22 protein-coding genes and 2 pseudogenes are annotated in these 24,024 nt (G+C 61.3%); 9 read left to right on the forward strand and 15 right to left on the reverse strand.

Annotation, left to right across the window (positions count from 1 at the left end; genetic code table 11):
- Window positions 1-21 precede the first annotated feature (21 nt).
- Window positions 22-1,332 (reverse strand): C4-dicarboxylate transporter DctA, encoded by a 1,311-nt coding sequence (locus JFV30_RS10475; RefSeq protein WP_201123520.1) that lies wholly within the window; start codon window positions 1,330-1,332, stop codon window positions 22-24.
- Window positions 1,333-1,563: 231 nt separating this feature from the next.
- Between JFV30_RS10475 and JFV30_RS10480 the strand changes: the two genes are divergently transcribed.
- A complete protein-coding gene (locus JFV30_RS10480) occupies window positions 1,564-2,193 on the forward strand; it encodes a DNA-3-methyladenine glycosylase I (RefSeq protein WP_201123522.1) in 630 nt (209 codons plus the stop codon).
- On the opposite strand, the gene JFV30_RS10485 is transcribed toward JFV30_RS10480, so the two are convergent.
- From JFV30_RS10485 to pdxR, 3 genes and pseudogenes are all read right to left on the reverse strand, one after another.
- Window positions 2,190-2,591: a cupin domain-containing protein gene (locus tag JFV30_RS10485; protein ID WP_201123524.1), complete on the reverse strand. Its 402-nt coding sequence runs from the start codon at window positions 2,589-2,591 to the stop codon at window positions 2,190-2,192. The genes JFV30_RS10480 and JFV30_RS10485 overlap by 4 nt on opposite strands.
- 96 nt (window positions 2,592-2,687) lie before the next feature.
- Window positions 2,688-2,969, reverse strand: coding sequence for a putative quinol monooxygenase (locus tag JFV30_RS10490; protein WP_201123526.1), 282 nt, complete (start codon window positions 2,967-2,969; stop codon window positions 2,688-2,690).
- 85 nt (window positions 2,970-3,054) lie between these two features.
- A pseudogene (gene pdxR, locus JFV30_RS10495) lies at window positions 3,055-4,486 on the reverse strand (MocR-like pyridoxine biosynthesis transcription factor PdxR).
- Between the two features lie 162 nt (window positions 4,487-4,648).
- On the opposite strand from pdxR, the gene JFV30_RS10500 reads away from it, so the two are divergent.
- A complete protein-coding gene (locus JFV30_RS10500) occupies window positions 4,649-5,092 on the forward strand; it encodes a carboxymuconolactone decarboxylase family protein (protein ID WP_201123528.1) in 444 nt (147 codons plus the stop codon).
- Here JFV30_RS10500 and JFV30_RS10505 read toward each other — a convergent pair whose 3' ends face one another.
- From JFV30_RS10505 to JFV30_RS10520, 4 genes are all read right to left on the reverse strand, one after another.
- Window positions 5,093-5,860: an SDR family oxidoreductase gene (locus JFV30_RS10505; RefSeq protein ID WP_201123530.1), complete on the reverse strand. Its 768-nt coding sequence runs from the start codon at window positions 5,858-5,860 to the stop codon at window positions 5,093-5,095.
- Between the two features lie 19 nt (window positions 5,861-5,879).
- Window positions 5,880-6,947: a phosphotransferase family protein gene (locus tag JFV30_RS10510; protein ID WP_010173032.1), complete on the reverse strand. Its 1,068-nt coding sequence runs from the start codon at window positions 6,945-6,947 to the stop codon at window positions 5,880-5,882.
- Between the two features lie 41 nt (window positions 6,948-6,988).
- Window positions 6,989-8,935 carry a pilus assembly protein TadG-related protein gene (locus JFV30_RS10515; RefSeq protein ID WP_342215083.1) on the reverse strand — a complete coding sequence of 649 codons (1,947 nt, stop codon included), beginning with the start codon at window positions 8,933-8,935 and terminating at the stop codon, window positions 6,989-6,991.
- Between the two features lie 90 nt (window positions 8,936-9,025).
- The gene (locus JFV30_RS10520; protein WP_201123532.1) at window positions 9,026-9,976 is read right to left on the reverse strand and encodes a 2-hydroxyacid dehydrogenase; all 951 of its coding nucleotides are present in this window, start codon (window positions 9,974-9,976) and stop codon (window positions 9,026-9,028) included.
- A gap of 179 nt (window positions 9,977-10,155) precedes the next feature.
- On the opposite strand from JFV30_RS10520, the gene JFV30_RS10525 reads away from it, so the two are divergent.
- Both JFV30_RS10525 and JFV30_RS10530 read left to right on the forward strand, forming a co-directional pair.
- The gene (locus JFV30_RS10525) at window positions 10,156-10,491 is read left to right on the forward strand and encodes a hypothetical protein (RefSeq protein ID WP_201123534.1); all 336 of its coding nucleotides are present in this window, start codon (window positions 10,156-10,158) and stop codon (window positions 10,489-10,491) included.
- Window positions 10,488-10,814: a hypothetical protein gene (locus JFV30_RS10530; protein ID WP_201123536.1), complete on the forward strand. Its 327-nt coding sequence runs from the start codon at window positions 10,488-10,490 to the stop codon at window positions 10,812-10,814. Before JFV30_RS10525 ends, JFV30_RS10530 begins: the two co-directional genes overlap by 4 nt.
- Window positions 10,815-10,829: 15 nt before the next feature.
- On the opposite strand, the gene JFV30_RS10535 is transcribed toward JFV30_RS10530, so the two are convergent.
- The 3 genes and pseudogenes from JFV30_RS10535 to JFV30_RS10545 all read right to left on the reverse strand — a co-directional run bounded on the left by JFV30_RS10535 (window position 10,830) and on the right by JFV30_RS10545 (window position 12,615).
- Window positions 10,830-11,366 (reverse strand): cysteine hydrolase family protein, encoded by a 537-nt coding sequence (locus JFV30_RS10535; protein WP_201123538.1) that lies wholly within the window; start codon window positions 11,364-11,366, stop codon window positions 10,830-10,832.
- 217 nt (window positions 11,367-11,583) lie between these two features.
- Window positions 11,584-12,180 (reverse strand): TetR/AcrR family transcriptional regulator, encoded by a 597-nt coding sequence (locus JFV30_RS10540; protein ID WP_201123540.1) that lies wholly within the window; start codon window positions 12,178-12,180, stop codon window positions 11,584-11,586.
- A 52-nt stretch (window positions 12,181-12,232) separates the two neighbouring features.
- A pseudogene (locus tag JFV30_RS10545) lies at window positions 12,233-12,615 on the reverse strand (tautomerase family protein).
- Window positions 12,616-12,867: 252 nt separating this feature from the next.
- Here JFV30_RS10545 and JFV30_RS10550 point away from each other — a divergent pair.
- Both JFV30_RS10550 and JFV30_RS10555 read left to right on the forward strand, forming a co-directional pair.
- Window positions 12,868-14,145, forward strand: coding sequence for a serine/threonine transporter (locus JFV30_RS10550; RefSeq protein ID WP_169388124.1), 1,278 nt, complete (start codon window positions 12,868-12,870; stop codon window positions 14,143-14,145).
- Between the two features lie 80 nt (window positions 14,146-14,225).
- Window positions 14,226-15,872 (forward strand): SulP family inorganic anion transporter, encoded by a 1,647-nt coding sequence (locus JFV30_RS10555; protein WP_201123542.1) that lies wholly within the window; start codon window positions 14,226-14,228, stop codon window positions 15,870-15,872.
- A gap of 8 nt (window positions 15,873-15,880) precedes the next feature.
- Here the strand turns inward: JFV30_RS10555 and JFV30_RS10560 are convergent, their stop codons facing one another.
- A complete protein-coding gene (locus tag JFV30_RS10560; protein ID WP_201123544.1) occupies window positions 15,881-17,386 on the reverse strand; it encodes an FAD-dependent oxidoreductase in 1,506 nt (501 codons plus the stop codon).
- A gap of 52 nt (window positions 17,387-17,438) precedes the next feature.
- Here JFV30_RS10560 and JFV30_RS10565 point away from each other — a divergent pair, with 52 nt between their 5' ends.
- Window positions 17,439-17,939 (forward strand): MarR family winged helix-turn-helix transcriptional regulator, encoded by a 501-nt coding sequence (locus JFV30_RS10565; protein ID WP_275964343.1) that lies wholly within the window; start codon window positions 17,439-17,441, stop codon window positions 17,937-17,939.
- 56 nt (window positions 17,940-17,995) lie between these two features.
- Here the strand turns inward: JFV30_RS10565 and JFV30_RS10570 are convergent, their stop codons facing one another.
- On the reverse strand, window positions 17,996-18,490 hold the full coding sequence (locus tag JFV30_RS10570) for a DUF934 domain-containing protein (RefSeq protein WP_010173013.1): 495 nt from the start codon (window positions 18,488-18,490) through the stop codon (window positions 17,996-17,998).
- A complete protein-coding gene (locus tag JFV30_RS10575) occupies window positions 18,474-20,132 on the reverse strand; it encodes a nitrite/sulfite reductase (RefSeq protein ID WP_010173011.1) in 1,659 nt (552 codons plus the stop codon). The genes JFV30_RS10570 and JFV30_RS10575 overlap by 17 nt, the downstream gene beginning before the upstream one ends.
- Before the next feature lie 451 nt (window positions 20,133-20,583).
- Here JFV30_RS10575 and JFV30_RS10580 point away from each other — a divergent pair, with 451 nt between their 5' ends.
- The gene (locus JFV30_RS10580) at window positions 20,584-21,663 is read left to right on the forward strand and encodes an ABC transporter substrate-binding protein (protein ID WP_201123546.1); all 1,080 of its coding nucleotides are present in this window, start codon (window positions 20,584-20,586) and stop codon (window positions 21,661-21,663) included.
- A 6-nt stretch (window positions 21,664-21,669) separates the two neighbouring features.
- On the opposite strand, the gene JFV30_RS10585 is transcribed toward JFV30_RS10580, so the two are convergent.
- Window positions 21,670-21,885, reverse strand: coding sequence for a DUF2970 domain-containing protein (locus JFV30_RS10585; protein ID WP_177088140.1), 216 nt, complete (start codon window positions 21,883-21,885; stop codon window positions 21,670-21,672).
- A 147-nt stretch (window positions 21,886-22,032) separates the two neighbouring features.
- Between JFV30_RS10585 and JFV30_RS10590 the strand changes: the two genes are divergently transcribed.
- Complete coding sequence (locus JFV30_RS10590; RefSeq protein WP_201123548.1) at window positions 22,033-24,006, forward strand: dermonecrotic toxin domain-containing protein; 1,974 nt, start codon at window positions 22,033-22,035, stop codon at window positions 24,004-24,006.
- Window positions 24,007-24,024 lie beyond the last annotated feature (18 nt).

The raw sequence follows: 24,024 nt of genomic DNA on the forward strand, positions 1-24,024 counted from the left end.
CCACATTGGATGTGTGTTGTCTTAGAACTCCTGGTGCGCCGGCAGCACCGGTTTCTTGGCCTGAAAGGCATACCCGTGTTGCCCTTCCAGCACCTTGTTGGCGCGCTGGATATCGATGTCTTTTTCCCAACGGGCGATGGCCACGGTGGCGACGCAGTTGCCAATCAGGTTGGTCAGCGCCCGGCCAATCCCCATGAACCAGTCCACTGCCAACACCAGTACCAGGCCCACCACCGGAATCGCCGGGATCGCGGTCAGTGTCGCCGCCAGGATCACCAGCGCCGAGCCGGGAATCCCGTGGGCGCCCTTGGAGGTGATCAGCGACACCAGCAGGATGGTCAGCAGGTCGGTCATCGACAGTGGCGTGCCGGTGGCGTTGGCGATAAACACGATGGCCAGGGTCAGGTAGATGGAGAAACCGTCGAGGTTGAACGAGTACCCCGTCGGAATCACCAGCCCCACGGTCGAGCTGCCGATGCCGAGGTGCTCCAGTTTACGCATGATCTGTGGCAACACCGCATCGGAGGACGCCGTGCCCATCACGATCAATAGTTCTTCGCGCAGGTACTTGAGCAGCGGTAGCATCCGCAGGCCCGACAGGCGCATCACCAGGCCGAGAATCACCGCGACGAACAGGAAGCAGGTGAGGTAGAACAGGCCCACCAGGCTGCCCAGGTGTTGCAGGGAGTCCAGGCCGTAGGTGCTGGTGGTGAAGGCGATCGCGCCGAACACGCCGATGGGCGCCAGGCGCACGATCATGCCCATGATGCGAAAGATCACGTGGCTCAGCTCGTTGATCAACCGCGAGATGCCGGAGGCGGCTTCGCCGACCAGGTTCAGGGCGCTGCCGAACAACACGGAGAACAACAGTACTTGCAGCACGTTGTTGTCAGCGAAGGCGCCGATCACCGAATTGGGGATCAGGTCCATCAGGAACTGGCTGGTGCCCTTGATGTGTTGGCCTTTGTCGGCCAGTTCATTCAAGCCGGCGGAGGAGAGCTGTTCCAGGTGGATATTGGCGCCAGTGCCGATCCCGGTGCTGAAAGCCATGATCAGGCCAATCACCAGGGCCACGGTGGTCAGCGCTTCGAAGTAGATCACCGACTTGAGGCCGATGCGCCCGACTTTCTTCAAGTCGCCGGCGCCGGAAATACCGCTGACCACCACGCAGAACACGATCAGGCCAATCAGCATCTTGATCAGCTTGATAAAGCCGTCACCCAGGGGTTTGAGTTGCGAGGAGAATTCGGGAAGGGCGAGGCCGCAGATTATGCCGATCACCAGGCCAATCACGACTTGCAGGAAAATCGAACGCGAGCACCATCTGAGCATGGGAAGGATCTCTATTCGGTGCCCTGGTGGGTCCAGGGCTTAATTGTTGTGGTCTGACCGGTATGTCCAGTGCGGGGCCAGTCTACGCTCGGTTTTTTTCCAGCTGCAAGTAAATATTACCGGGATGGCGGGTTCCGGTCTGACCAGTTGGTTCGCAAGGTCGGTGCTTGAGCGGTTGGCGGCCCGGAATTTTTTCGCTTATCATCCCGGGCTCGGTTCACAAGGTGAGTTATGGATATTCCAGGATTGATTACGGACGCGGCGGGTATCACGAGCTGCACGTGGCGCACGGCGGCGCCGGAGTACCCGCATTACCACGACCACGAGTGGGGCGTGCCGGTGGCCGACGACATGGCGCTGTACGAGAAAATTTGCCTGGAAGGCTTTCAGGCGGGCATGGCGTGGATCACCATCCTGCGCAAGCGCGAGGCGTTTCGCCGGGCGTTCGAGGGCTTTGATTTTCGCCGGGTGGCGCAGTACACCGAGGAGGACATCGAGCGACTGATGGCTGACCCGGGCATCGTGCGCAATCGCGCCAAAATTGTGTCCACCATCAACAACGCCCGGCGCGCCTGTGAGCTGGTGGATGAAACCGGCTCGCTGGCGGCGTGGCTGTGGTCATTTGAACCGGGCGCCGATGAACGTCCGGCGCGGGTCGACCTGGCGTACTGGACGGCCAACCCCACGTCAGCTGCGTCAACACGTTTGTCCAAGGCCCTTAAGAAACGCGGCTGGAGCTACGTGGGCCCGACCACGATGTATGCGTTCATGCAGGCGATGGGCATGGTCAACGACCACCTTGAAGGGTGCGTCTGCCGGCAGCAGATCGAGGACCGGCGCCGGCAATTCAAGCGGCCTTAGTGGGGCAGCGGCGTGAGCACGTCGGCCTTGTCATCCATCACCATCACCACCAGCAATTTCGCCGGTTGGGTCTGGCTGGCATTGCTGGATTCAAAGTGCCGCGAGCCGGCGGGTTCATAGAACGACTGGCCGACCGTGTAGGTGATTGCCTTTTCATCGTTGACCCGCGAGGTGATTGCACCTTCCAGCACATAGGCCACGGCCGTGCCGGTGTGGCTATGGGGCACGGTGGCCTGGCCCGGGGCGTAGTCCACGGTGAGCATGATGGTTTTCTTGCCCGGAACGTTGGTCAGGGCGCGCTCTTGCAATACGTTGATTTTCTCCTGGTTGTACACCGGGTCGTGGGCAAAGGCGCTTAACGAGGCCAGCAGCAGGGTGATGCCGAGCAGTACTTTCATGGCGATGTTTCCGGGAAGTGTTAGACCTCTTCACCCTACGCGCAGGCCACGGAGCGACCAATAACCAATCCCGGGGAAGGGCAGGAGACCAATCCCTCAGTGATCGAAATCCAGGCGGCTGGCCAGGCGCTGGCTGGTCAGCTCGATAAAGCCTTGCAGCGCCGGCAACTGGAAGTGGGCCGTGCGTTGTTCGGCGCAGGCCCAGCGGCCATTGACGGTCCACAGGTTCGGGTCGATCGGGCTGCGGTGCACGGCGTAGTCCAGGCAGCCGGGCGCGGTGCGGATGGCCTCGGCAATCTGCTGCAGGCGCTCGCCAAGCTCCGGCGAGCGACCGGGTGCGGCGCGGACGTGAACAGTGTTAAAGGCACAGGCGGTCATGGCGCGGGTCTCCGGGGTGTGGTGTCAGCAAGCAGGCTAGAGCCGCGGCGGGCAAACACCAATAACCAATCCGCCCGAAAATCCCTCAGCCAATCTCTTGCAGGATGTCGCGCACCTTGTCCAGCGCCGGGTCGATATCCAGGGTTTCAATGGCGCCGAAACCAATGATCAACCCGTCGCGCACCGGGGCGTCATGGAAGAACACACTCAACGGGTACAGGCCGACTTCGACCTTGCGGGCCAACTCCATCAGTAGCGGGATATTCACCGGCACCTTGCACAGCGCGGCCATATGGAACCCGGCCACGGTGGGCACCGCTTCGAACCACGGCGACAGGTCACCGGCCAGGCGCTTGAGAATGCGCTCCCGGCGCCCCGCGTACACGGTATGGCAGCGACGAATATGCTTGAGCAGATAACCTTCGCTGATGAACTTGGCCAGGGCCCATTGCGGCAGGGTGGAGCTGTGTTGGTCGGTGAGTTGCTTGGCCTTGAGCACCGCGCCAAAAATCGCCGGAGGCAGCACGGCGTAGCCCAGGCGCAGTTCCGGCAACAGGGTTTTCGAGAAGGTCCCGACGTAGGTGACCACCCCCGGGTGTCCATGCTTTGCAGCGAGTCGGTAGGGCGGCCCTCGTAGCGGAATTCGCTGTCGTAGTCGTCTTCGATGATGATCGCGCCCAGCTCGAACGCCCGCGCCAGCAACGCCTCGCGACGCGCCAGGCTCATGGGCATGCCGAGGGGAAACTGGTGGGACGGCGTCACATAGATCAGCCGGGTACCGTCGGGAATCCGTTCAACCTGAATGCCCTGTTCGTCGACCGGCACGCCGACTACCGTGGCGCCCACGGCGTTGAACATCAGCCGCGCCGGGGTGTAGCCGGGATCTTCCATGGCTACGATGCTGCCCGGTTCGAGTACCACGCGGGCGATCAGGTCCAGCGCCTGCTGGGCGCCGTTGGTGACCACGATGTCGGCATCCCGGCATTTAACCCCGCGGGAAAACGCAATATGCCCGGCGATCGCATTGCGCAAGGCCGGCAAACCCTCAGGCTGGCTGTAGTAACCGCTGTTCTGGGCGATGCGGCGCAAGGCGTCCTGGGTGCAGCGGCGCCATTCTTCCTGGGGGAACTGGCTGCGGGTGGTGGCGCCCCCGATAAACTCGCAACGCAAGGTGCCGTCCCGGGTCGGGTGGCGCATGGGGAGGGCAGTGATTGCCACTTGGCGAGGTTGGCGGCGCAGGCCAGGTCTGTAGCGGTTTGCAAACGCTCGGAGCGCGGCGCCCGGGCGTTGACGAAGGTGCCACGGCCGATCTTGCCCACCAGCAGGCCTTCGTAGGTCAGGGTGGCGTAGGTGTCGGACACCGTCTTGCGCGACACGCCCAATTGCTCGGCCAATAGCCGGCTGGGTGGCAGCTGCGCGCCGGCCGCCAGTTGTCCCGACTCAATGGCCGCGCGCAGTTGCTGGTAAAGCTGTTCGGCCAGATCCTTGCGGCCGTTGATGACGACGTGCAGTTCCATGTTTCATCCAGAGGCGATCGATCCCTGGCAAGGTTACCCGTAACCGTCGCGGCCCGGTATCGCCAAAATGGTCCCCTCATAAACCGGTCATTTGGCTATAGGCCTTATGCCGCGCGGCCTTTAGGCTGGGCCGTGATTGCATTTGCCACTGGGGCCATACCGATGGAAGCTCGCCTGGATTACTACACCGCCTCGCCACAAGCGCTTAAGGGCATGCTGATGCTGGAAGCGGCGACCTTTGGCTTGTCCATCGAAAAGCCCTTGCTGGAGCTGATCAGGATCCGGGTTTCGCAGCTCAATCAATGCGGATTCTGCACGGACATGCACTCGATGGCGGCTCGCCAGCGCGGCGAGAGCGAGCGGCGGCTGTTCGCCTTGTGCGTGTGGCGAGACTCGCCGTTTTTTAACCCGAGGGAGAAGGCTGCCCTGGCCTGGAGCGAGTCGGTGGCTACGCTGCCGACCTCCAGTGTGCCGGACGAATTATTCGCGGCGATGCGCGTGGAATTCAGCGAGCAGGAGCTGGTGGACCTGACCATGGCGGTGTCCAGTATCAGTGCCTGGAACCGCCTGGCCGTAGGGTTTCGCCAGCAACCGCCGAACGAATGATCAGGACAGGAAACCACCGTCCACGTTCAGCGAAATGCCCGTGGTGTAGCTTGATGCGTCACTGGCCAGGTACAGCACCGCGCCAGCCATTTCGCTCGGATCGGCCACGCGCTTGAGGGGAATCTGGGCCAGGGCCATTTTCAGGATCGAGTCGTTTTTCACCAGCGCCGAGGCGAACTTGGTGTCGGTCAGGCCCGGCAGCAGCGCGTTGCAACGAATGCCGAACGGCGCGCATTCCTTGGCGAAGACCTTGGTCATGTTGATCACGGCGGCTTTGGTCACCGAGTAGATGCCCTGGAACACGCCCGGCGAAATCCCGTTGATCGACGCCACGTTGATGATGCTGCCGCCGCCGTTCTCGCGCATCAGCTTGCCGGCTTCCACCGACATGAAGAAGTAGCCGCGAATGTTCACGTCGACGGTCTTCTGGAACGCGCCGAGGTCGGTGTCCAGTACATTGCAGAACTGCGGGTTGGTGGCGGCGTTGTTGACCAGGATATCCAGGCGGCCGAACTGTTCGCGGATCGCGGCAAACACGCTGGTGATCTGCTCCATTTCACCAATGTGGCACGCAATGGCCGTGGCCTTGCCGCCCTCGGCGATGATCGCGTCGGCCACGTGCTGGCAGCCATCGATCTTGCGGCTCGACACGATCACGTGGGCGCCTTGCCGGGCCAGCAACTTGGCGATGGCCTCACCGATACCGCGGCTGGCGCCGGAAACGAAAGCGATCTTGCCGTCGAGGTCGAACAGTTGAGTCTTGGACATGGTTTTTCCTTGAAGAGGGTCAGAGGGAAGACTGTTTGATGACGTTCAGGCTCATCTGCTCCAGCAGCTTGTTCATGTGAATGAACTGTGCAAAGCGTTTGTCCTGGGTCTGGCCATGGAAGAAGCGGTAGTAGATCTGCTGCACGATGCCGGCCAGGCGGAACAGGCCGTAGGTGTAGTAGAAGTCGAAGTTGTCGATCCGGATCCCGGAGCGCTCGGCGTAGTAGTCGACGAACTGGCGGCGGGTGAGCATGCCGGGGGCGTTGCTTGGCTGGCGACGCATCAGTTGTACCGGCGCCGGGTCGGCCGCTTCGATCCAATAGGCGAGGGTGTTGCCCAGGTCCATCAGCGGGTCGCCGAGGGTGGTCAGTTCCCAGTCCAGCACACCGATGATCTGCATCGGGTTATGCGGGTCGAGGATCACGTTGTCGAAGCGGTAGTCGTTGTGGACGATGCTCGACGTGGGGTGGTCGGCCGGCATCTTGTCGTTGAGCCAGGCACGTACCGCTTCCCAGCTTGGCGCGTCGGGGGTAAGGGCTTTTTCGTAGCGGTCGCTCCAGCCGCGAATCTGCCGTTCCACGTAACCTTCAGGCTTGCCCAGGTCGGCCAGGCCGCAGGCGGTGTAGTCCACCTGGTGCAGCTCGACGAACTTGTCGATAAAGCTTTTGCACAGGGCTTCGGTTTTCGTCGCATCCAGGCCCAGCTCCGGCGGCAGGTCCGAGCGCAGGATGATGCCGTTGACGCGCTCCATCACGTAGAACTCGGCACCGATCACCGACTCGTCGGTGCAGTGCACATAGGCCTTGGGGCAGTACGGGAAACCGTCCTTGAGCTGGTTGAGAATCCGGTATTCGCGGCCCATGTCGTGGGCGGACTTGGCCTTGTGGCCAAAGGGTGGGCGACGCAGCACGAATTCCTGGCCGGGGTATTCCAGCAGGTACGTGAGGTTGGAGGCGCCTCCCGGGAACTGGCTGATCTTGACGCTGCCGCTCAAGCCCGGAATATGGGCCTTGAGGTAGGGATCGATGAGGCTGGCATCAAGTTCTTCGCCGGGGCGAATCTGGGTCGATTGGTCATTAAGCGCCATGCTTATCCCTTCTGCTTATTCTTAAGGCCTTGGACTATTGGTTAATCTAATGCGCGCAGCCGCCATGCCACAAGGTTGGGGCGGCTTAATAGGTTAGCGTGTTGGCCGATGATCAGCGGGCTTGATGTGCTCAGATCACCAGAATTGCACGCCCGCTGGGGTTGCAGGACAGGTTGGCACCGATCTCGACTTTTGCCAGGTCGATGCCCAGGCCGGCGAGTAGGTTGTTGACCAGCGGGTCGAGGAGTGGGCTGAGCACGCCGGAGATAATGCCGGTGAGGAGATTGAGTACGCCCGTCACCAGGCCGACCACCAGGGTTCAGTACCAACCCCAAAAGCCCGCCCTGCGTGGGTGGATGGTTGATCAGCTGGATGCCACTGAGGGTGTTGCTCAAGCTGCCGACCACGTTGCTGGAACTGAAACTGAAGTAGGCGGGGGGCTGCTTCACTTCGGGTGGCGACGCGTAGGTGTGGTTGCGGGTGGTCTTGGCCACGCTGCTGTCGACTCTCAGGCTGATGCCGCCGACGGCATAGGGTTGCCGAGGGTCGCAGACGCCCTTGCTGCAGGTTTGTATGCCCAGGTCGAGCAATGGAAACTCGTCGACGCTTAGCGGGACGCTGGAGGAGAACAGGTTTTTCGGGTCGATCTGGCCGACCATCAACCGAACGGCAGAAGTAGTGCCCACCACCGACAACGATTTGTCCGCAGGCCCATTGCAGCGATAGCCAGTCACCTCGCTGCTGCCGCTGGCTGCTTCCAGGGCCACGTCGAGCTTGGTACCGATTTTTGCGTCCAGGGAGCTGCCCAATAACAGCCCCAGCAGGCCTGTCACCCCGCCTACCACATCGTTCAGCACGCCGACCACGGGCAAGTTCACCGAGATCAACGTCCTGACTTGCGCGGTCCTGACGTAAATCGGCTGGGTGGCGATCAGCTTCGGGTTGCCAATGGCGGAGACCTGCGCCGGTTCAATCACCTTGGTCTTGACCGTGATGTTCAGCAGTCCCAGCACATCTACCGGCAACTCCACCGCCACGGCGTTGTACTTGTTCGACAGTTGCACAAACCCCTGAATCAGATTGAACAGTTGCAGGTTGACGTCCAGGGCGCTCTTGTCGGTGCCGTTCTGGATGGTCAGCAGGTCGCCCAGGTGCAGGATCTTCGTGCCGGGGGCAATCAGCTTGATCGCTTCCAGGTTATTGATCACCACCTTGACCGCATCGCCCCCCAGCTTGAGCACATCAATCGCGGCCTGGATCAAATCGCCGACGCTGGCGTCGGTCTTGAGCAGTTCGTCGTAATTGCCCGCGCTGACGTTAAGCCGAATCGCCAGGGCGTCCAGGTAACCGAGCAGGTTGATATTGGCCTTGATCAAACCCTCCCAGCCCAATGCATCGAGCTGCAACTTGCCCCCCAGCAGCCCACCGATCAAGGCGTTGAGCGCTGCGGACTTGGTGCTGTCCACGGTCAATAGCGTGCTGCGGATGGTCAGCACGGCCACCGGTGGCGCGGGTACTGCGGCCACGGCCACGGCGCGCAACTGGATCGTCGGGTCGAACGCCCCCGGGGAGAACAACATGAAGAGGCCGTTGGCGATACTGGTGGCCACACGATGGGTGGCGATCACCTGGATCGCATCGGCCTTGGAGGGGTTGGGGCTGAAGGCACGCATGAAGTCAGCCCCGGTCACCAGGGTGCCACAGGCGGTGCTGAGGGAACGGTTGTTGTCGATCGGGAAGTCATTGCGGGCCGCGCTTTGGATGGCGAATTGTGCGGCGTTGGTATTCGGCGTGATGCAAGCGCCGCCGCGAGTCACCACCTCGAGCGCCGCGGTGTCGGCCACGCGTTGCAACTTGCGCTTTTCCAGGTACAGCCGGCCGCTGTCGACCACCAGCAACAGGAACAACAGCGCGATGCCGAGGGTCATCGCGCCCATCAGTCCTATCGCGCCGCGTTGGCGCGCCGGGCCGGGTCCATGGCAAACCATCCTGCGTTCCTTCGCCGGTCCAGTACCGGCGTCCTGAGCATCCCCGCAGGCAGTGTAGTCAGGATTCGGAAAATTGCTGGCTAATGGCCATTATTTTTTCGGCGGCAATATCACGGGCGTCAGCACGGGGCGGCCAGCAAAGTATTCCAGCAGGTTGTCCGCTACGCGCTGCACAGTGTCATGGGCCGCCTCCGGTGACAGGCCGGCGACGTGGGGCGTGAGCACGGTGTTGCTGAGGTGCTTGAGCGCGTCTGGCACCTTGGGTTCATCGTCGAACACATCCAGTGCCGCGCCGCCGATACGGCGTTGCTCCAACGCGGTAATCAAGTCGGCGGTAACCACCACGCTGCCGCGGCCAATGTTCACCAGGAAGCCGTTGGGCCCCAGCGCGTCGAGGGCCTGGCGGTCGATCAAATGGCGCGTGCTGGCGCCGCCCGGCGTGGCCAGGATCAGAAAGTCCGAGGCCCGCGCCAGTTCTACGGCGGTGGCGCAGTAGGTGTAGTCCACATCATCGCGAGGCTGGCGGTTGTGATAACTCACCTCCATGCCAAACCCCAGGGCCGCACGTTTGGCGATCTCCAGGCCCACGGCGCCCAGCCCGAGAATGCCCAACTGTTTGCCGGCCAGGGAAGGGCGCATCACCTTGGGCCATTCGCTGCGCCGTATCGCCGCGTCTGCCCGAGGAATGTCACGCACCAGCGAGAGCAACAGGGCCATGGCATGGTCGGCCACCGACGGCGCATTCACGCCGGCGCCATTGGTGACCACAATGCCTCGGTTGCTGGCGGCTTGCAGGTCTACGTGTTCATAACCGGCGCCGATCACACAGATGATCTCCAGCACCGGCAGCGCGGCGATTTCCTCGGCGTACAGGCCCAATGGGCCACGGGTCAGCACTGCCTGGATCTGCCCGCCGTGGGTCTTGATCGCCTTGGCGCGTTCGGCCGGAGTTGGCGCGAGGATCACGTGAAAGCCGTTGCCTTCGATGATCGGCAGGTAGTCGTTGATGGTTTCAACCAGGACCAGAACGGTAACGGGCATCGGAAGGCTCTTCCTGAAGAATTAGAGCCCTGGATTATGCGGGATTTGTAGTACCGATCGTTTCTTTACCGCAGAAAAATTTCATATTTCACCAGCGGAATCTGATTTTACAGACCGTTCGTCCCAGCCTTTTTTGCCGACGCAGACTTGGACGACTTTCCCTTGCAGAGACGTCATGGATGCAGGTTCCTGCCACGCCCGAAACCGTCGAATGGACCCCTTATGGCTACAAGCACAGCCCCTCAAAAAATCTCCCTTGGGAAGAAATTGTCAGCAGTACCCGATCCGGCCCGGCCAAATACAAGCCCGGTATAAATATTGAAAAGCTTGAAAGAGAAGCCTATAAAAATGGAATGCCAAGCACTCATGCAAAACCCTGGAAACTCAGGGAGTACCCGCAAGCCATAGGTGCCAGCGATGGCAAGCTCAGTTACTGGGTCCGAATTGAGTTAAGCGCGGGTGTCATACATGGTCATCCGATTTCCGAACAGGAATTCAGGAGGTTAACAAGTTGATCTCATTAGGTTTTATTGACGGAAACGTCACCCATGACGACCTTTCCATCCTGCAGGATGTGGCGATGGAGAAGCAGGCCCACCTGTTGAAAGAAGACATGCTTCAGGTTGAGTACGCCGGTGGACTTTTATTGGACGTCGGCTGGTATCCGTCTTTTGATACCCACGGCGGGTTTCACATAAATGTAATAAAAAATTACGACTGGGATTGCCCGGTGATAGCGTTAACGGCGCATGCGACCGCTGATTTGGTCGAACAATTGGTTGTTGCGCAGGGCGCGATCAATGGCGAACTGCGCAACGTATTGAGAACCACGGCTTAGATAATAGGGTGGACGTTAGAAGCAGATATCTACCGCCTTCACACGCTTCACAAACGCCCCGGCCAACGTGGCGTTGTGATGCTCAATAATCGCCTCGGCCGGTAACGCCGGCGTGTCCATGCACGTGTGGCCATCTTCCGGCAGTACCACCGAGAACCCCAGTTCGACGGCAACCCGGCACGTTGTGTCGATGCAGTACTGGGTTTTCATCCCGACGATCACCAGCTCATTCACCTGTGCCGCCGCCAGTTGTTGCGCCAGCCCGGTGTCGAGGAAACAACTGGGCCTGGATTTATCGAACACCGTGTCGCGGGCTTCATCGACCTCCAGTGCCGGCCATAGCTGCCAGAACGGGCTGCCCGACTCGATGGGTGAACCCGCCGGGCCGGTGTGACGCGCGGCGAAAATCGGTACACCGCCGAGGCGGGCTCGTTGAATCAATGAGTTGATGGTGTCGAGTACGCGTTGGCGCTCGTAGGGTTTTTCCGGGCCATCGTACAGACCTGTCTGCATGTCGATGACCAGCAGGGCGGGGCGCTTGGCTTCAGGCATGGTGTTGCTCCTTGTAGTTGCCAGACGGGCGGAGCAATAAAAAGGCCCCGTCCATTGCTGGCGGGGCCTTGGGTAAATCCGGGTGGCTTAGTTTGCGCGCCACTCACAGCTACCACACGACCCGCCATAAGCGGTCGTGGTGGTGGTGCGGGTGAGGGCCTGCTGAATAAGGTTCATGGGCCGATCATGCTGGCGTTGGCGTTTGGCTGTCAACGCGTCAGCCGAGGTTTTTTTCCGGGACCAGGAGATTTCTTGCAGCATCCAGGAATTCATCAGACAGGCTGTTGCCTTTGGTCGCACGGGCCAGGGTCAGGGCGCCGACCATCATCGTGTACTGGGCAATGGCAGCCTGCCGGTCACCTTCGGGTGTTCCGGTCGCCTGGGTCGCGGCCAGGATCCCCATGGACGCTTCAAAGCCCTGGATAAAGCTGCGCTGCAGCGCGCTGTCGGGCGCCTCGTGGCACATTTCCCCGGCAAACGCTGCCACCGGGCAACTGGACCCGGGGTTGTCACGGTTGGTGGCCGTAAGGTACGGATCGATCAGCGCCAGGCGCGCAGTCTCGGGGTCAGGGCTTTGCTCGACCCTGGCCTGCCAGCGCAGGCTCGATTGTTCGAACGCCCGGCTGCAGGCTTCCGTGGCCAGCGCCTCGCGGGACTCGAAGTGCCCGTAGAAACCGCCATGGGTCAGGCCGGCCGCCGCCATCACGTCGGACACGCTGATGCCATGGATGCCCCGTTCACGAAACAGCCGCGTGGCAGCCTCGACGATGATTTCGCGATTGAGTTCGGCTTGTTTGCGGGACACGCGTGGCATCGAAGGCTCTCTGGATCAGGTTGTGGCAGGAATGGGCGGCATCATAAAACGTTTAGCTGGCGTACTGCGCAATCCCGTTGCCGAACGACCAGTTTTCCTTCTTGACCTCCACCAGGCTGATAAATACGTCTTCCAGGCGTACCGCCAGTTCACGGTTCAGACTGTCGGCGATGGTCTTGTACAGCAGTTTTTCTGCTCGGTGCTGCGGCCTTCGTTCAGGGTGATCTGGATGATCACCAGGTTGTCGGTGCGCTGGATGCCCAGGTACTCAGGGTCATAGATGAAGTGGTGTTCATCGTGCTCGGTGAGGATCTGGAAGTTATCGTGTTCAGGCACGCCGATCGCCGTGTGCATGGCGTTATAGATCAGCACACCGACGCGTTTGGCGTAGGTGACGTCGGGGTTTTTCCGCAGGTCGATGCGCACGATTGGCATGGCAGTGATTCCAGTGAGAGGCGTGGCTTAAAAATACATGACGTCAGGCATTTATAAAATAGATTTCTTATGAAATGTAAAAATCAAGGCGTAAAAATCACCTTCAACCCTCTGCACCGCACAACCATTCCTCAGCTAAGTCTTTGCTTATTCAAGCGAATCCCGGACAATCGCGCCCCTGTTTCGGTCTGGGCGCTGCCTGTCAGGTTTTTCTGACTCGTCCCGACCGAGTGAATGCGGAGATCCGAACGGATGAATGATCAGGCCAATAGCGTCGACGAACGCTACGCAACGACACCTGCAACCCTCACAAGCTGGAGCCGCCAGGACACCACCTGGATGCTCGGCCTGTTCGGTACGGCCATCGGCGCCGGCACCTTGTTCCTGCCTATCAACGCGGGCCTTGGCGGTTTCTGGCCGCTGCTGATCCTGGCGGTGCTGGCGTTCCCGATGACGTTTTTCGCTCACCGTGGCCTGACCCGCTTTGTACTCTCGGGCCGTGAAGGTTCGGACATCACCGACGTGGTCGAGGAACATTTCGGCCTCAAGGCCGGTGCCGCGATCACCTTGCTGTACTTCTTCGCGATCTTCCCGATCCTGCTGATCTACAGCGTGGCGCTGACCAACACCGTCGGCAGCTTCATGGAGCATCAACTGCACATTGCGCCGCCGCCCCGGGCGATCCTGTCGCTGGTGCTGATCCTCGGCCTGCTGGCCGTGGTGCGTTGCGGCGAGCAGGTGATCGTCAAGGCCATGAGCCTGATGGTGTATCCGTTTATCGTTGCCTTGCTGTTCCTCGCCGTGTACCTGGTGCCGCACTGGAACGGTGGCATCCTCAGCACCGCCAGTACCGTGCCGGCGCCTTCGGCACTGCTGCACACCCTGTGGCTGGCGATTCCGGTAATGGTGTTCTCGTTCAACCACTCGCCCATCATCTCGGCCTTTGCGGTGGACCAGAAGCGCCAGTACGGCGAACACGCCGAGGAGCGCAGCTCGCAGATCCTGTCCCGGGCGCACATCCTGATGGTGGTGATGGTGCTGTTCTTCGTGTTCAGCTGCGTGTTGACCCTGTCGCCCGCACAATTGGCCGAAGCCAAGGCGCAGAACCTGTCGATCCTGTCGTACCTGGCCAACCACTTCAGCAACCCGACCATCGCGTTCGCCGCGCCGCTGATCGCCTTTGTCGCGATTGCCAAGTCGTTCCTGGGCCATTACATCGGCGCCAGTGAAGGCCTCAAGGGCCTGGTGCTCAAAAGTGGCCGTCGCCCGGCGGCCAAGACCCTGGACCGCATGACCGCCGCGTTCATGCTGGTGGTGTGCTGGATCGTCGCTACCCTGAACCCGAGCATCCTCGGCATGATCGAGACCCTGGGCGGGCCGATCATTGCGTCGATCCTGTTCCTGATGCCGATGTATGCGATCCGCAAGGTACCGGCCATGGCCAAGTACCGTGGCCAGGCGTCCAACGTGTTTGTGACGGCGGTGGGCCTGGTGGCGATTACCGCGCTGATTTACTCGTTGGTGTCCTGACAGCACCCCGTTTCAATGCAATGATCACGGCCAATTCGCAGACTGCGGATTGGCCGTTTTTTTTGCCAGGGAATTAAGGATTGATCACCACGCCTGAGAGCAACACCGCGCCTAACCGCGCACAAGACTTGCTGGCCGGCCTGTCCATCGCCGGCCTGCTGCTGCCCGAGGCCGTGGCCTATTCCAGCATCGCTGCGTTGCCGCCCCAGGCGGGCGTGATCGCCTTGTTTGCCGGGTTGCTGTGCTACGGCCTGTTTGGCACCAGCCGTTTTGCGATTGTCTCTGCCACATCGTCTTCGGCAGCGGTTCTGGCGGCGGCCACCGCGACGTTGGCCGGGGATAATCCGACGCTGCGGCTAAGCCTGGCGATGGGCCTGGTGCTGGTGACCGGAGCCTTTTTCCTGCTGGCCGGGTTGCTCAAGCTGGGCGGCCTGACCTCGTTTATCGCCAAGCCGGTGCTGCGTGGCTTTGCCTTCGGCCTGGCGCTGACGATCATCCTCAAGCAATTGGCCAGCGTGGTCGGTGTACACCTGACCGACAACAACCTGATTCGCTTCCTGCCCCAGCTACTGGAACAACTGCCTCACTGGAACTGGGCAGCGGCTGCCGTGGCGGGTGTCGCCTTGCTGCTGCTGTGGCTGTGCGCGCGTGTCCGGCGCTTGCCGGGCGGGTTGCTGGTGGTGGTCCTCGGGATTGCCGCCGGCCAGTGGCTGGACTTGCAAGCCCATGGCGTGGCGTTGATCGGCGTGATCGACCTGCGTCTGGAACTGGCAAGCCTGCCGGTGTTGTCGTTTGCCGACTGGCTGCGCCTGGGCGAGCTGGCGTTTGCCATGGTGATGATTCTTTACGCCGAGTCCTACGGCTCCATCAGCTCGTTCGCCCTCAAGCATGGCGACCGGGTGTCGTCCAACCGCGACTTGCTGGCGCTGGGGGCGGCTAACCTGCTGTCCGGGTTGTTTCAGGGCATGCCCACCGGAGCCGGTTATTCGGCGACATCGGCCAATGAAGCGGCAGGCGCCAACTCCCGGCTGGCGGGAGCGGTGGCGGCGCTGGTGGTGTTGGCCATTGTGCTGACGGTGCTGCCGCTGGTGGCATTGACGCCGGAGCCGGTACTCGCGGCCATCGTCATCTATGCCTTGGGCCGTGGCTTGAGCCTGCAACCCCTGGGCCGCTATTTTTCGTGGCGCCGCGACCGATTGCTGGTGATCTGCGCGGTGGCCGCGGTATTGGTGCTTGGCGTGCTGGACGGCCTGTTGGTGGCGGTCGGGATCAGCGTGGTGTTGATGCTGCGCCAGATGTCGTCGGCGGATGTCCGTGAGCTGGGGCGCATCGATGGCGGGCATGATTTTGTCGACCTGCAACATCATCCCGGCGCCGAACGGATTTCGGGCGTGCTGATCGTAAGGCCCAGCGAAGCGCTGTTTTTCGCGAATGCCGAGCGCGTGCTGGGCGCCGTGTTGCATCTGATGCGGCGGGTGTCGTCGCCGGTTCATACCGTGGTGCTGAGCCTGGAAGAATCGCCGGACCTGGACGGCACCAGTATCGAGGCGCTGCAGGCGTTTTTCGTGCAGGTGCAAGGCGAGGGCAAGTGCCTGGTGCTGGCCCGCGTAAGGCATGAGGCGCAGGAAGTGTTGCAGACGTTGCCTGAAGCGTGCGCGCCCCAGGTGCTGATCAGCGGGTTGAGTGTGGATGGCGCGGTGCAGTTGGCCTTGCAGCCAACTGCTTGAGTTCGAAACTAAAACGTCTCGGCGCTGATCCCCACTTGGGCGAGGTAGCCGTGCAGTGCCTCAAGGTCGTCGTCCGTGACGATCGCACCGACATAGCCATCGGGGCGCACCAGCACCCATTCGCCATGGTCGAGGTTGTAAGCGTCATTGAACTGTCGTTGATCATCCGCCAGGTCGGCGCCTGGCCCGAAGCGATGGATATGCAGGCCAGGACCAGGCTTCAACGACCCGCGCTTCACCTCGTAGCCCAGCAACGTCCAATGCGTGCCCTGGAACAGGTTGAATAGCCGGGACGAATGACCCGCCGCGTCCCGGACCGTTGCATCGGGTGCCCGGTCGCCGGCGAGCAAGCGGCCGTCACGTTCTGCCGGTTGCAGCGCAAGGCTGGAGTGGGGATACCCGATATCGAGTTGGTGCACCTCGCGGCCACGACGCATGTCGCCGTTTTTCATCCCGTCCAGCAGCTTGGTCGACAGGCCGAGCATCGACGCAGCCACCGGGCGTCGTTCTTCCTCATAGGTGTCGAGCAATGCGTCGGGCGCACCGGCAATGACCGCTGCCAGCTTCCAGCCCAGGTTGTAGGCATCCTGCACGCTGGTGTTGAGGCCCTGGCCCCCGGTTGGCGGGTGAATGTGCGCGGCGTCCCCGATGAGAAACACCTGCCCGACGCGATAGCGGTCAGCGAGCCGCGCATTCATCGTGTAGGCCGACGCCCAGGAGACGGACTGGATGTGAATGTCCTGCCGACCTGTGCGCTGCGCCACCATGGTCATGAGCCCTTCAGCACTGAGGTCAACGTCTGCGTCCAGTGGAATCGGCGCCTGTATCTGAAACAGCTCGGTTCCCGCCAATGGGCAGATTGCGATCTGCGTTGTCATGCACTCATTGCTGAACCGGTGCCAGTAGTCCCGTGATAGGCCGGTCATTGCAACGTCGGCCACGATGGCGCGAACGCCGAGGGTTTGCCCGGGAAATCCGATATCCAGCGTGCGCCGTACCACACTGCGGCCACCGTCTGCGCCAACGAGCCAACGCGCGTGAAGGGTGTGTTCGCCGTCATGGCCGGCCAGATGTGCGGTCACGCCCTGGCTGTCCTGATCGAAGCCTACCAGCTCGCAGCCAAACTCCGGGCGGTGCCCCAGTTCCAGCAGGCGGTCGCGCATCAGCCCTTCGGTCAGGAATTGCGCCAGCATCAAGGGCTGCTGATAGGGCTCCGCTGGCGTCGGCTCGGACTGCTCGACCACCTTGGCGCCTGTATGGCTGCCGTCTGCGTTGTATCGCCGCTCGGGCGGGTAGACGTCGCCCGCTGCGATGATGCGGTCGAGAATGCCGAGGTCTTCGAATATTTCCTGGGTCCGGGGTTGAATGCCCTTGCCCCGTGAGCCATGGAACGGCGAGGGCGCTTTCTCGATCAGCCGGAAGGACACCCCCCGTCGCGCCAGCTCGATTGCCAGGGTCAAACCGGCTGCACCCGCACCACAAATCAGAACGTCGACTGCGCATTGCTGTTTCATCTGGATCGCCTTTATATGTAATATGCACATATATTTGAGCAAGGAAAAATCCGTGTCAACAGAAAGTGTGCAAAATACACCTATTGGTCGTCAGATTCGCGAGCTTCACGGGGCGCTGATTGAAATTGTCGGGGCGATGAACCGCCCCCAGCGCGACGAAGTGATGGTCCGCGAGGCCGGGATAGCCCTCGATCGGGCCCTGTTTCCGCTGGTGGTGCTGGTGGAGCGGTTGGGGCCGATTGGCGTTGTGGAGTTGGCCGACCGCGTGGGGCGCGACTACACCACGGTCAGTCGCCAAGTGGCGAAGCTGGAAAGCCTTGGCCTGGTCGACCGCCAGGAAAGCGCCAAGGACCGCCGGGTGCGCGAGTCGGTTATCACCCCAGAGGGCAAGGCGATGACGGATCGGGTGGATGAGGCGCGGACCCGCATGGGCATGGCTATCTTCGCCAACTGGGAGCAGCAGGATATTGATCACCTGGTGCGGCTGATGGGCAAGTTTGCCGCCGACCTCAACGACGATGCGCTGGTCACGCTCAGTCTGGAGAGCGAATAGAAAACCCGGGCAAAAAAATACCCCTCAATGAGGGGTATTCAGACGGCTTCCAGCGGTTACCGGCGGCGGAACAACGGCAACGGTTCATCCGTTGCAGCCTGGTACGTCACCGAGAAATCCTTGAGGCTTTCCAGCGCTTCGTACGGGTCTTTGTCGGCGCGCAAGGCGAAGGCATCGAACCCGCAGCGGCGCAGGTAGAACAGTTGGTCGCGCAGCACGTCGCCAATTGCCCGCAGCTCGGCCTTGTAACCGTAGCGGTCACGCAGCAGGCGGGCGTTGGAGTAGTTGCGACCGTCGGTGAAGGCCGGGAAGTTCAGGGCGATCACCTGGAAATGCTCCACGTCATCACCGATCTCTTCGGCTTCTTCATCGGCATCCAGCCACACGCCCAGGCCGCCGTCGCGGGCTTTCAGGGCGTGAGCGTGCTCGCGCCACAGGGCCAGCGGCACGATCAGGTCGTCGCAGTTGGAGATGCCATCGAAACTCGCATCCTTGGGCAGCAGGTGCCAGGTTTCGTCGACGACTTCGTTGTTCTTAATGATTCGCTGCATAGACGCGCTCCTTGAACAGGTCAATGCCGATGCGCTGGTAGGTGTCGATGAAACGCTCATCTTCGGTGCGCTGTTCAACGTACACGTCGATCAGCTTGCCGATCACGTCAGGCATGGCTTCCTGGGCGAAGGACGGGCCGAGGATCTTGCCCAGGCTCGCATCGCGGCTGGCGCTGCCACCCAGGGACACTTGGTAGAATTCTTCGCCTTTCTTGTCCACGCCCAGGATGCCGATGTGGCCGACGTGGTGGTGACCACAGGCGTTCATGCAACCGGAGATGTTCAGGTCCAGCTCGCCGATGTCGAACAGGTAGTCCAGGTCGTCGAAACGGCGCTGGATCGACTCGGCAATCGGGATCGACTTGGCGTTGGCCAGGGAGCAGAAGTCGCCACCCGGGCAGCAGATGATGTCGGTCAGCAGGCCGATGTTCGGCGTGGCAAAACCCTGCTCGCGCAGCTCGCCCCACAGGGTGAACAGTTGAGACTGTTCAACGTCGGCGAGGATGATGTTCTGCTCGTGGGAGGTGCGCAGTTGGCCGAAGCTGTAGCGCTCGGCCAGGTCGGCGACGCCGTCCAGCTGCTTGTCGGTGATGTCACCCGGTGCAACGCCGGTAGGTTTCAACGACAGGGTCACGGCCACATAGCCCGGCTTTTTGTGGGCCAGGGTGTTGCGGGTGCGCCAGCGGGCAAAACCTGGGTGCTGCTGGTCGAGTTCGGCCAACTCGGCGTCCTGATTGCTCAGCGCCTTGTAGTCCGGGTCGACGAAATGCTTGGCGACGCGATGCACTTCGGCGTCGGTCAGGGTGGTCTGGCCGCCGCGCAGGTGTTCCATCTCGGCGTCGACTTTCTGGGCGAACACCTCAGGGGTCAGCGCTTTTACCAGGATCTTGATCCGGGCCTTGTACTTGTTGTCACGACGGCCATAGCGGTTGTACACCCGCAGGATCGCGTCGAGGTAGCTCAACAGGTCCTGCCACGGCAGGAATTCGTTGATGAAGGCACCGACCACCGGCGTACGGCCAAGGCCACCGCCGACGAGCACACGGAAGCCCAGTTCGCCAGCGGCGTTATGCACCGGCTCCAGGCCGATGTCGTGCACTTCGATGGCGGCGCGGTCCGAGGTCGAGCCATTGATGGCGATCTTGAACTTGCGCGGCAGGTAGGCGAATTCCGGGTGGAAGGTGGTCCATTGACGGACGATTTCACACCACGGGCGCGGGTCGATCAGTTCGTCAGCGGCAACGCCGGCGAATTGGTCGGTGGTCACGTTGCGCAGGCAGTTACCGCTGGTCTGAATGGCGTGCATCTGCACGGTGGCCAATTCAGCCAGGATGTCCGGCACGTCTTCCAGGGCCGGCCAGTTGAACTGGACGTTCTGGCGGGTACTGATGTGGGCGTAGCCTTTGTCGAAGTCGCGGGCAATCTTGGCCATCATGCGCGTCTGACGGGAAGTCAGTTGGCCATAAGGCACGGCAACCCGCAGCATCGGCGCAAAGCGCTGAACATAAAGGCCATTTTGCAGGCGCAGAGGGCGGAACTCTTCTTCGCTCAGTTCACCTGCCAGATAGCGTCGGGTCTGATCACGGAACTGCTTGACGCGGTCCTCGATGATGCGCTGATCGTATTCGTCGTATACGTACATATAGGTCCTGTTCTCGGCAAATCTGCGCGCACGGCCGCGCACTCCCAACGGAGCCGGCGCACGATACCAGTTTGCGTTTATGCGCAAAAGTGATGTTTGAGTATATGCAAATAACCAAAACGCCTAATGAGAACCGTTATCGCGATACCCACATTTGTCATGCGGGCAATCATGAACTTTACTGTGCTCGTGTCTTTGTGCAATCACCTATAAAACCGACAAGAGGCGATGCTATGAGCAATCCGACCAAAGCCCGCAAAAGTGACAGCAGTGTCGATGCCTGGGCCATTTTGTTCCTGATTATCCTGGTGGTTTCCACTGCCGTGTTCTGGGTCAGCCATCAATAAAGGGGTGTTACCCGAGCTGGATTGTCCGACAATCGGCAATTAACCGAGATTGACCGGCCCGATGCCATTATCATGGGCTGTCATTCCGAGGGGCTCAGGCAACGATGTTGAAGGTTCTCTGCAAGTGCTTGCTGGTGCTGAGCATGCCGTTCTGGGCCATTGCCCAGGCGACGTCGGTGGTGTTTCTCAACCCTGGCAATTCGACCGAGACCTTCTGGGTCAGCTACGCGCAATTCATGCAGGCCGCCGCCAGGGACCTCGGCCTGGATTTGCGTGTGCGCTATTCCGAGCGCAACCCCGAGACCACCCTTTCCCAAGCCCGCGAGGCGTTGCAGGGCAGTCAGCGGCCGGACTACCTGGTGCTGGTCAACGAGCAATACATCGCCCCGCAGATCCTGCGCCTGTCCGAGGGCAGTGGGGTCAAGCTGCTGATCGTCAATAATGCGCTGACGGCCGATCAGACCCAATTGCTCGGCGCGGGCAAGTACCCCAACTGGATCGGCAGCATGGTCGCCGACGACGAGGAGGCGGGCTACCTGATGCTCACGCAGCTGTTGCGCCTGCATGGGCCTGTCGCCCCTGGCCAGACCCTTGACCTGATTGCGTTCTCCGGCGCCAAGACCACACCTGCCGCTCAACTGCGTGAACGGGGTTTGCAACGCGCCCTGGCCGACCATCCGCAGGTGCGCCTGCGCCAATTGGTGTATGGCGAGTGGAGCCGCCAGCGGGCCTTTGACCAGGCCACGCAGCTCTTCAAACGTTACCCGCAGACAGCGTTGGTGTGGTCGGCCAATGATGAAATGGCACTGGGGGCGATGGACGCACTCAAGGAGGCCGGGCGAGCGCCGGGCAGGGATGTGTTATTCAGCGCGGTCAACAGCTCGCCTGAAGCGTTGCAGGCGCGCCTTGACGGACGCCTGAGTGTGCTGGTGGCCGGGCACTTTACCCTCGGCGGCTGGGCGATGGTGGTGCTGCATGACGATGCCCGTGGGCTGGACATGGCGCAGTACGGCGGGCGTGAGCGCAAGCTCGGGCTCTTTCGAATGATTGACCCACCACACGCCACGCGCCTTTTGCAGTTGCAGGGGCGCGAGGACTACGGTGTGGATTTTCGTGCGCTGTCGGCCCTGGGCAAACCAGCCACCTACCGTTACCCGTTCAGCCTGCAATTGCTGATGCACTGACCGGGCTCAAACCCCGGCCAGGTGCAGCACCAGCTTGACGATGCCAAACAGGGTCAAGGCGAAGACGGCGGTGAACAGAATGCCCAGCACCACAAAATGACTGGGCTTGCCGTGGGTAAAGTCGCGGGCGCGGTTCTTGCCGCTTTGCACGCCGAAGGCGGCGGCCATGACGCTGTGGAGCATTTGCCAGAACGTCGGTGGCTTGTTGTTGGAGTCGTCCATGTGGTCCTCGACGGCGGGATAAGCCCAATGTTCCCCAAAGGATAGTCAACTTGCAGTAAAACGCGGCCCCATAGCTATCTACTGCCTGGCAGGGCGCTGCACTGGATGTACTGAGACTCCTTAACTCGCATCATCAGGAGTCACTACATGCCAGCCATACCCCCTCGCGCAGACGACGGTTTGCATACGAAACAGATCAGAGCCAGCCTCCCGGCGTGGATTGCTCACAGTACGCTCACCGATATTCAACGCCTCAAGCCCGCAGTGTTTCCCGGTCATTCCCCGTCAGGCCCGCTACCGCAATGGCTGATCAGCGCCAGCGGCGAACTGCAGCGCGCCCTCAGCGCCAGTCAGGCAAGCAGTCGCACCTCCCGAGAGCGTCTGGCCAGGACCCTGGCGACATTAAAAGGGGTGAGTGAGTTTGCCGAGCCGCTGCTGGTCGAGGCCTTGAAGAAGCGTTTGAGGCAGACCCTGGATGTGAATAAAAATGCGCTGTTCTACCTGCGCTACCGCATGGCGACGGAGCAACACACCTTGTTGCAGGCGGCGTTGTTGAACTTCGAAGGCAATGAGGACTTTTCCCAGACGTCGCTGGGTGAAACCAGTGCCTTGGCACCCATCGATGCGCTGGTCACTGAGTATGGAGCGTTCGACCGCGCAGCAGGAGGCTGGTCGGCGACTTATCGCTACACCGAAAAACTGTCGCTTTCCCCACAGGATTTCTCGCAGCTGTGCCGCACGCTGGATCTGGGGCGGCAATATCAGGACCACTTGAAACAGGTGTTCGAGGCGCCTGACCGAGCCGCAACGGTGCGGGCACAGATGATTGCCGCGCAAAAAGACCTATTGGCGGTGCGGGTACACGCCGCCCGCATGAAGAATGAAATCACTCAACCGTTCTATCGGGCGCTGCTGGCTGTCCTGTCCGGCACCCCCTACGCCACGCTGGAGGGCAAGCCATTGGCCTACAGCCGCTTGTCGATCTTCGGTATGCCCCTTGGCGAAATCGTCTTGATCGGCCCGGGCTTCAAACCCCAGGGCCGTACGGTGTTCGACTGGGTCTTTCCGCTCCCGGGCGCGATCGACTGGTTGACCCCCAAGGTACCGGTCGGGCGCTTTGTGGTATGGATCCCAGGGGCGCCGCTGTACCCGCTCAAGGAATACGATTCGATTGCGCAATTCAACCAGGACCTGGCGATCAACTTGCGCGCACCGTCCTATCAGAAGCTGTTCGCCAGCCTGCTGCCGCAGAACAAGGCGGCGGAGTTTTTGCAGCGTTTGAACGCCAAGTTGTACACCCACAAATGGAACAACCAAGGGCTGCGCGAGCAGGTGTACGACGAGAATATCGATCTGAACCTGCGCGACACACCCGTCATCGGCGAGCCCTTCGGCGCCCTTTACGATCTGCATGTGCAGCGCTTGAAAGACAACGCGCTGACGGTGGCAGTACCCACGGCCGAAGCCGATCGCCAGGCCGCCAGGGAGCGTCTCGACTATTGGCTGAGTATCGGCATGAATGTGCTGAATGTGGCGGCGTTTGTCGTGCCTGGGGTGGGCGAGTTGATGATGGCGGTGACCGCCGTTCAACTGGGGATGGAGGTCTACCACGGCATCGAATCCTGGCAACAGGGCGACATGGATGGGGCCTTGGGGCATTTGGAGTCGGTGGCGCTGAACGTTGCCTTTATGGCAAGTTTGGGCGTTGCCGGTGTGATGGCGGGCAAGGCACCGGTGATTCAGGTGTCCAAATGGGTCGATGGGATGGTGCCGGTCAAGTTGCCCAACGGTGAAGCCCGGCTGTGGAAACCGGACCTGACCCCTTATCGCAGCGAAGTGGTACTGCCCCCAGCCTGCGGCCTAACGCACAAGGCCAGTATGAGACTGGTGGCAAGATTTACGTACGCCTGGGCGAGGACCTGTTTGAAAAGGGCTTTGATACGCGCCAGGGCAAATGGCGGCTCAAACACCCCTCCAATCCCGATGCCTACCAACCCATCCTTGAGCACAACAATGCCGGGGCATGGCGCCACACCCATGAAAACCCGCTGCTGTGGAATCGCACGACGCTGCTGCGCCGCCTGGGTCACGAGGCCGAGGGGTTTTCCGATGAGACCCTGAACACCATCGGCGATATCA

The organism is Pseudomonas sp. TH32 (assembly GCF_016650855.1).
GTDB lineage: Bacteria > Pseudomonadota > Gammaproteobacteria > Pseudomonadales > Pseudomonadaceae > Aquipseudomonas.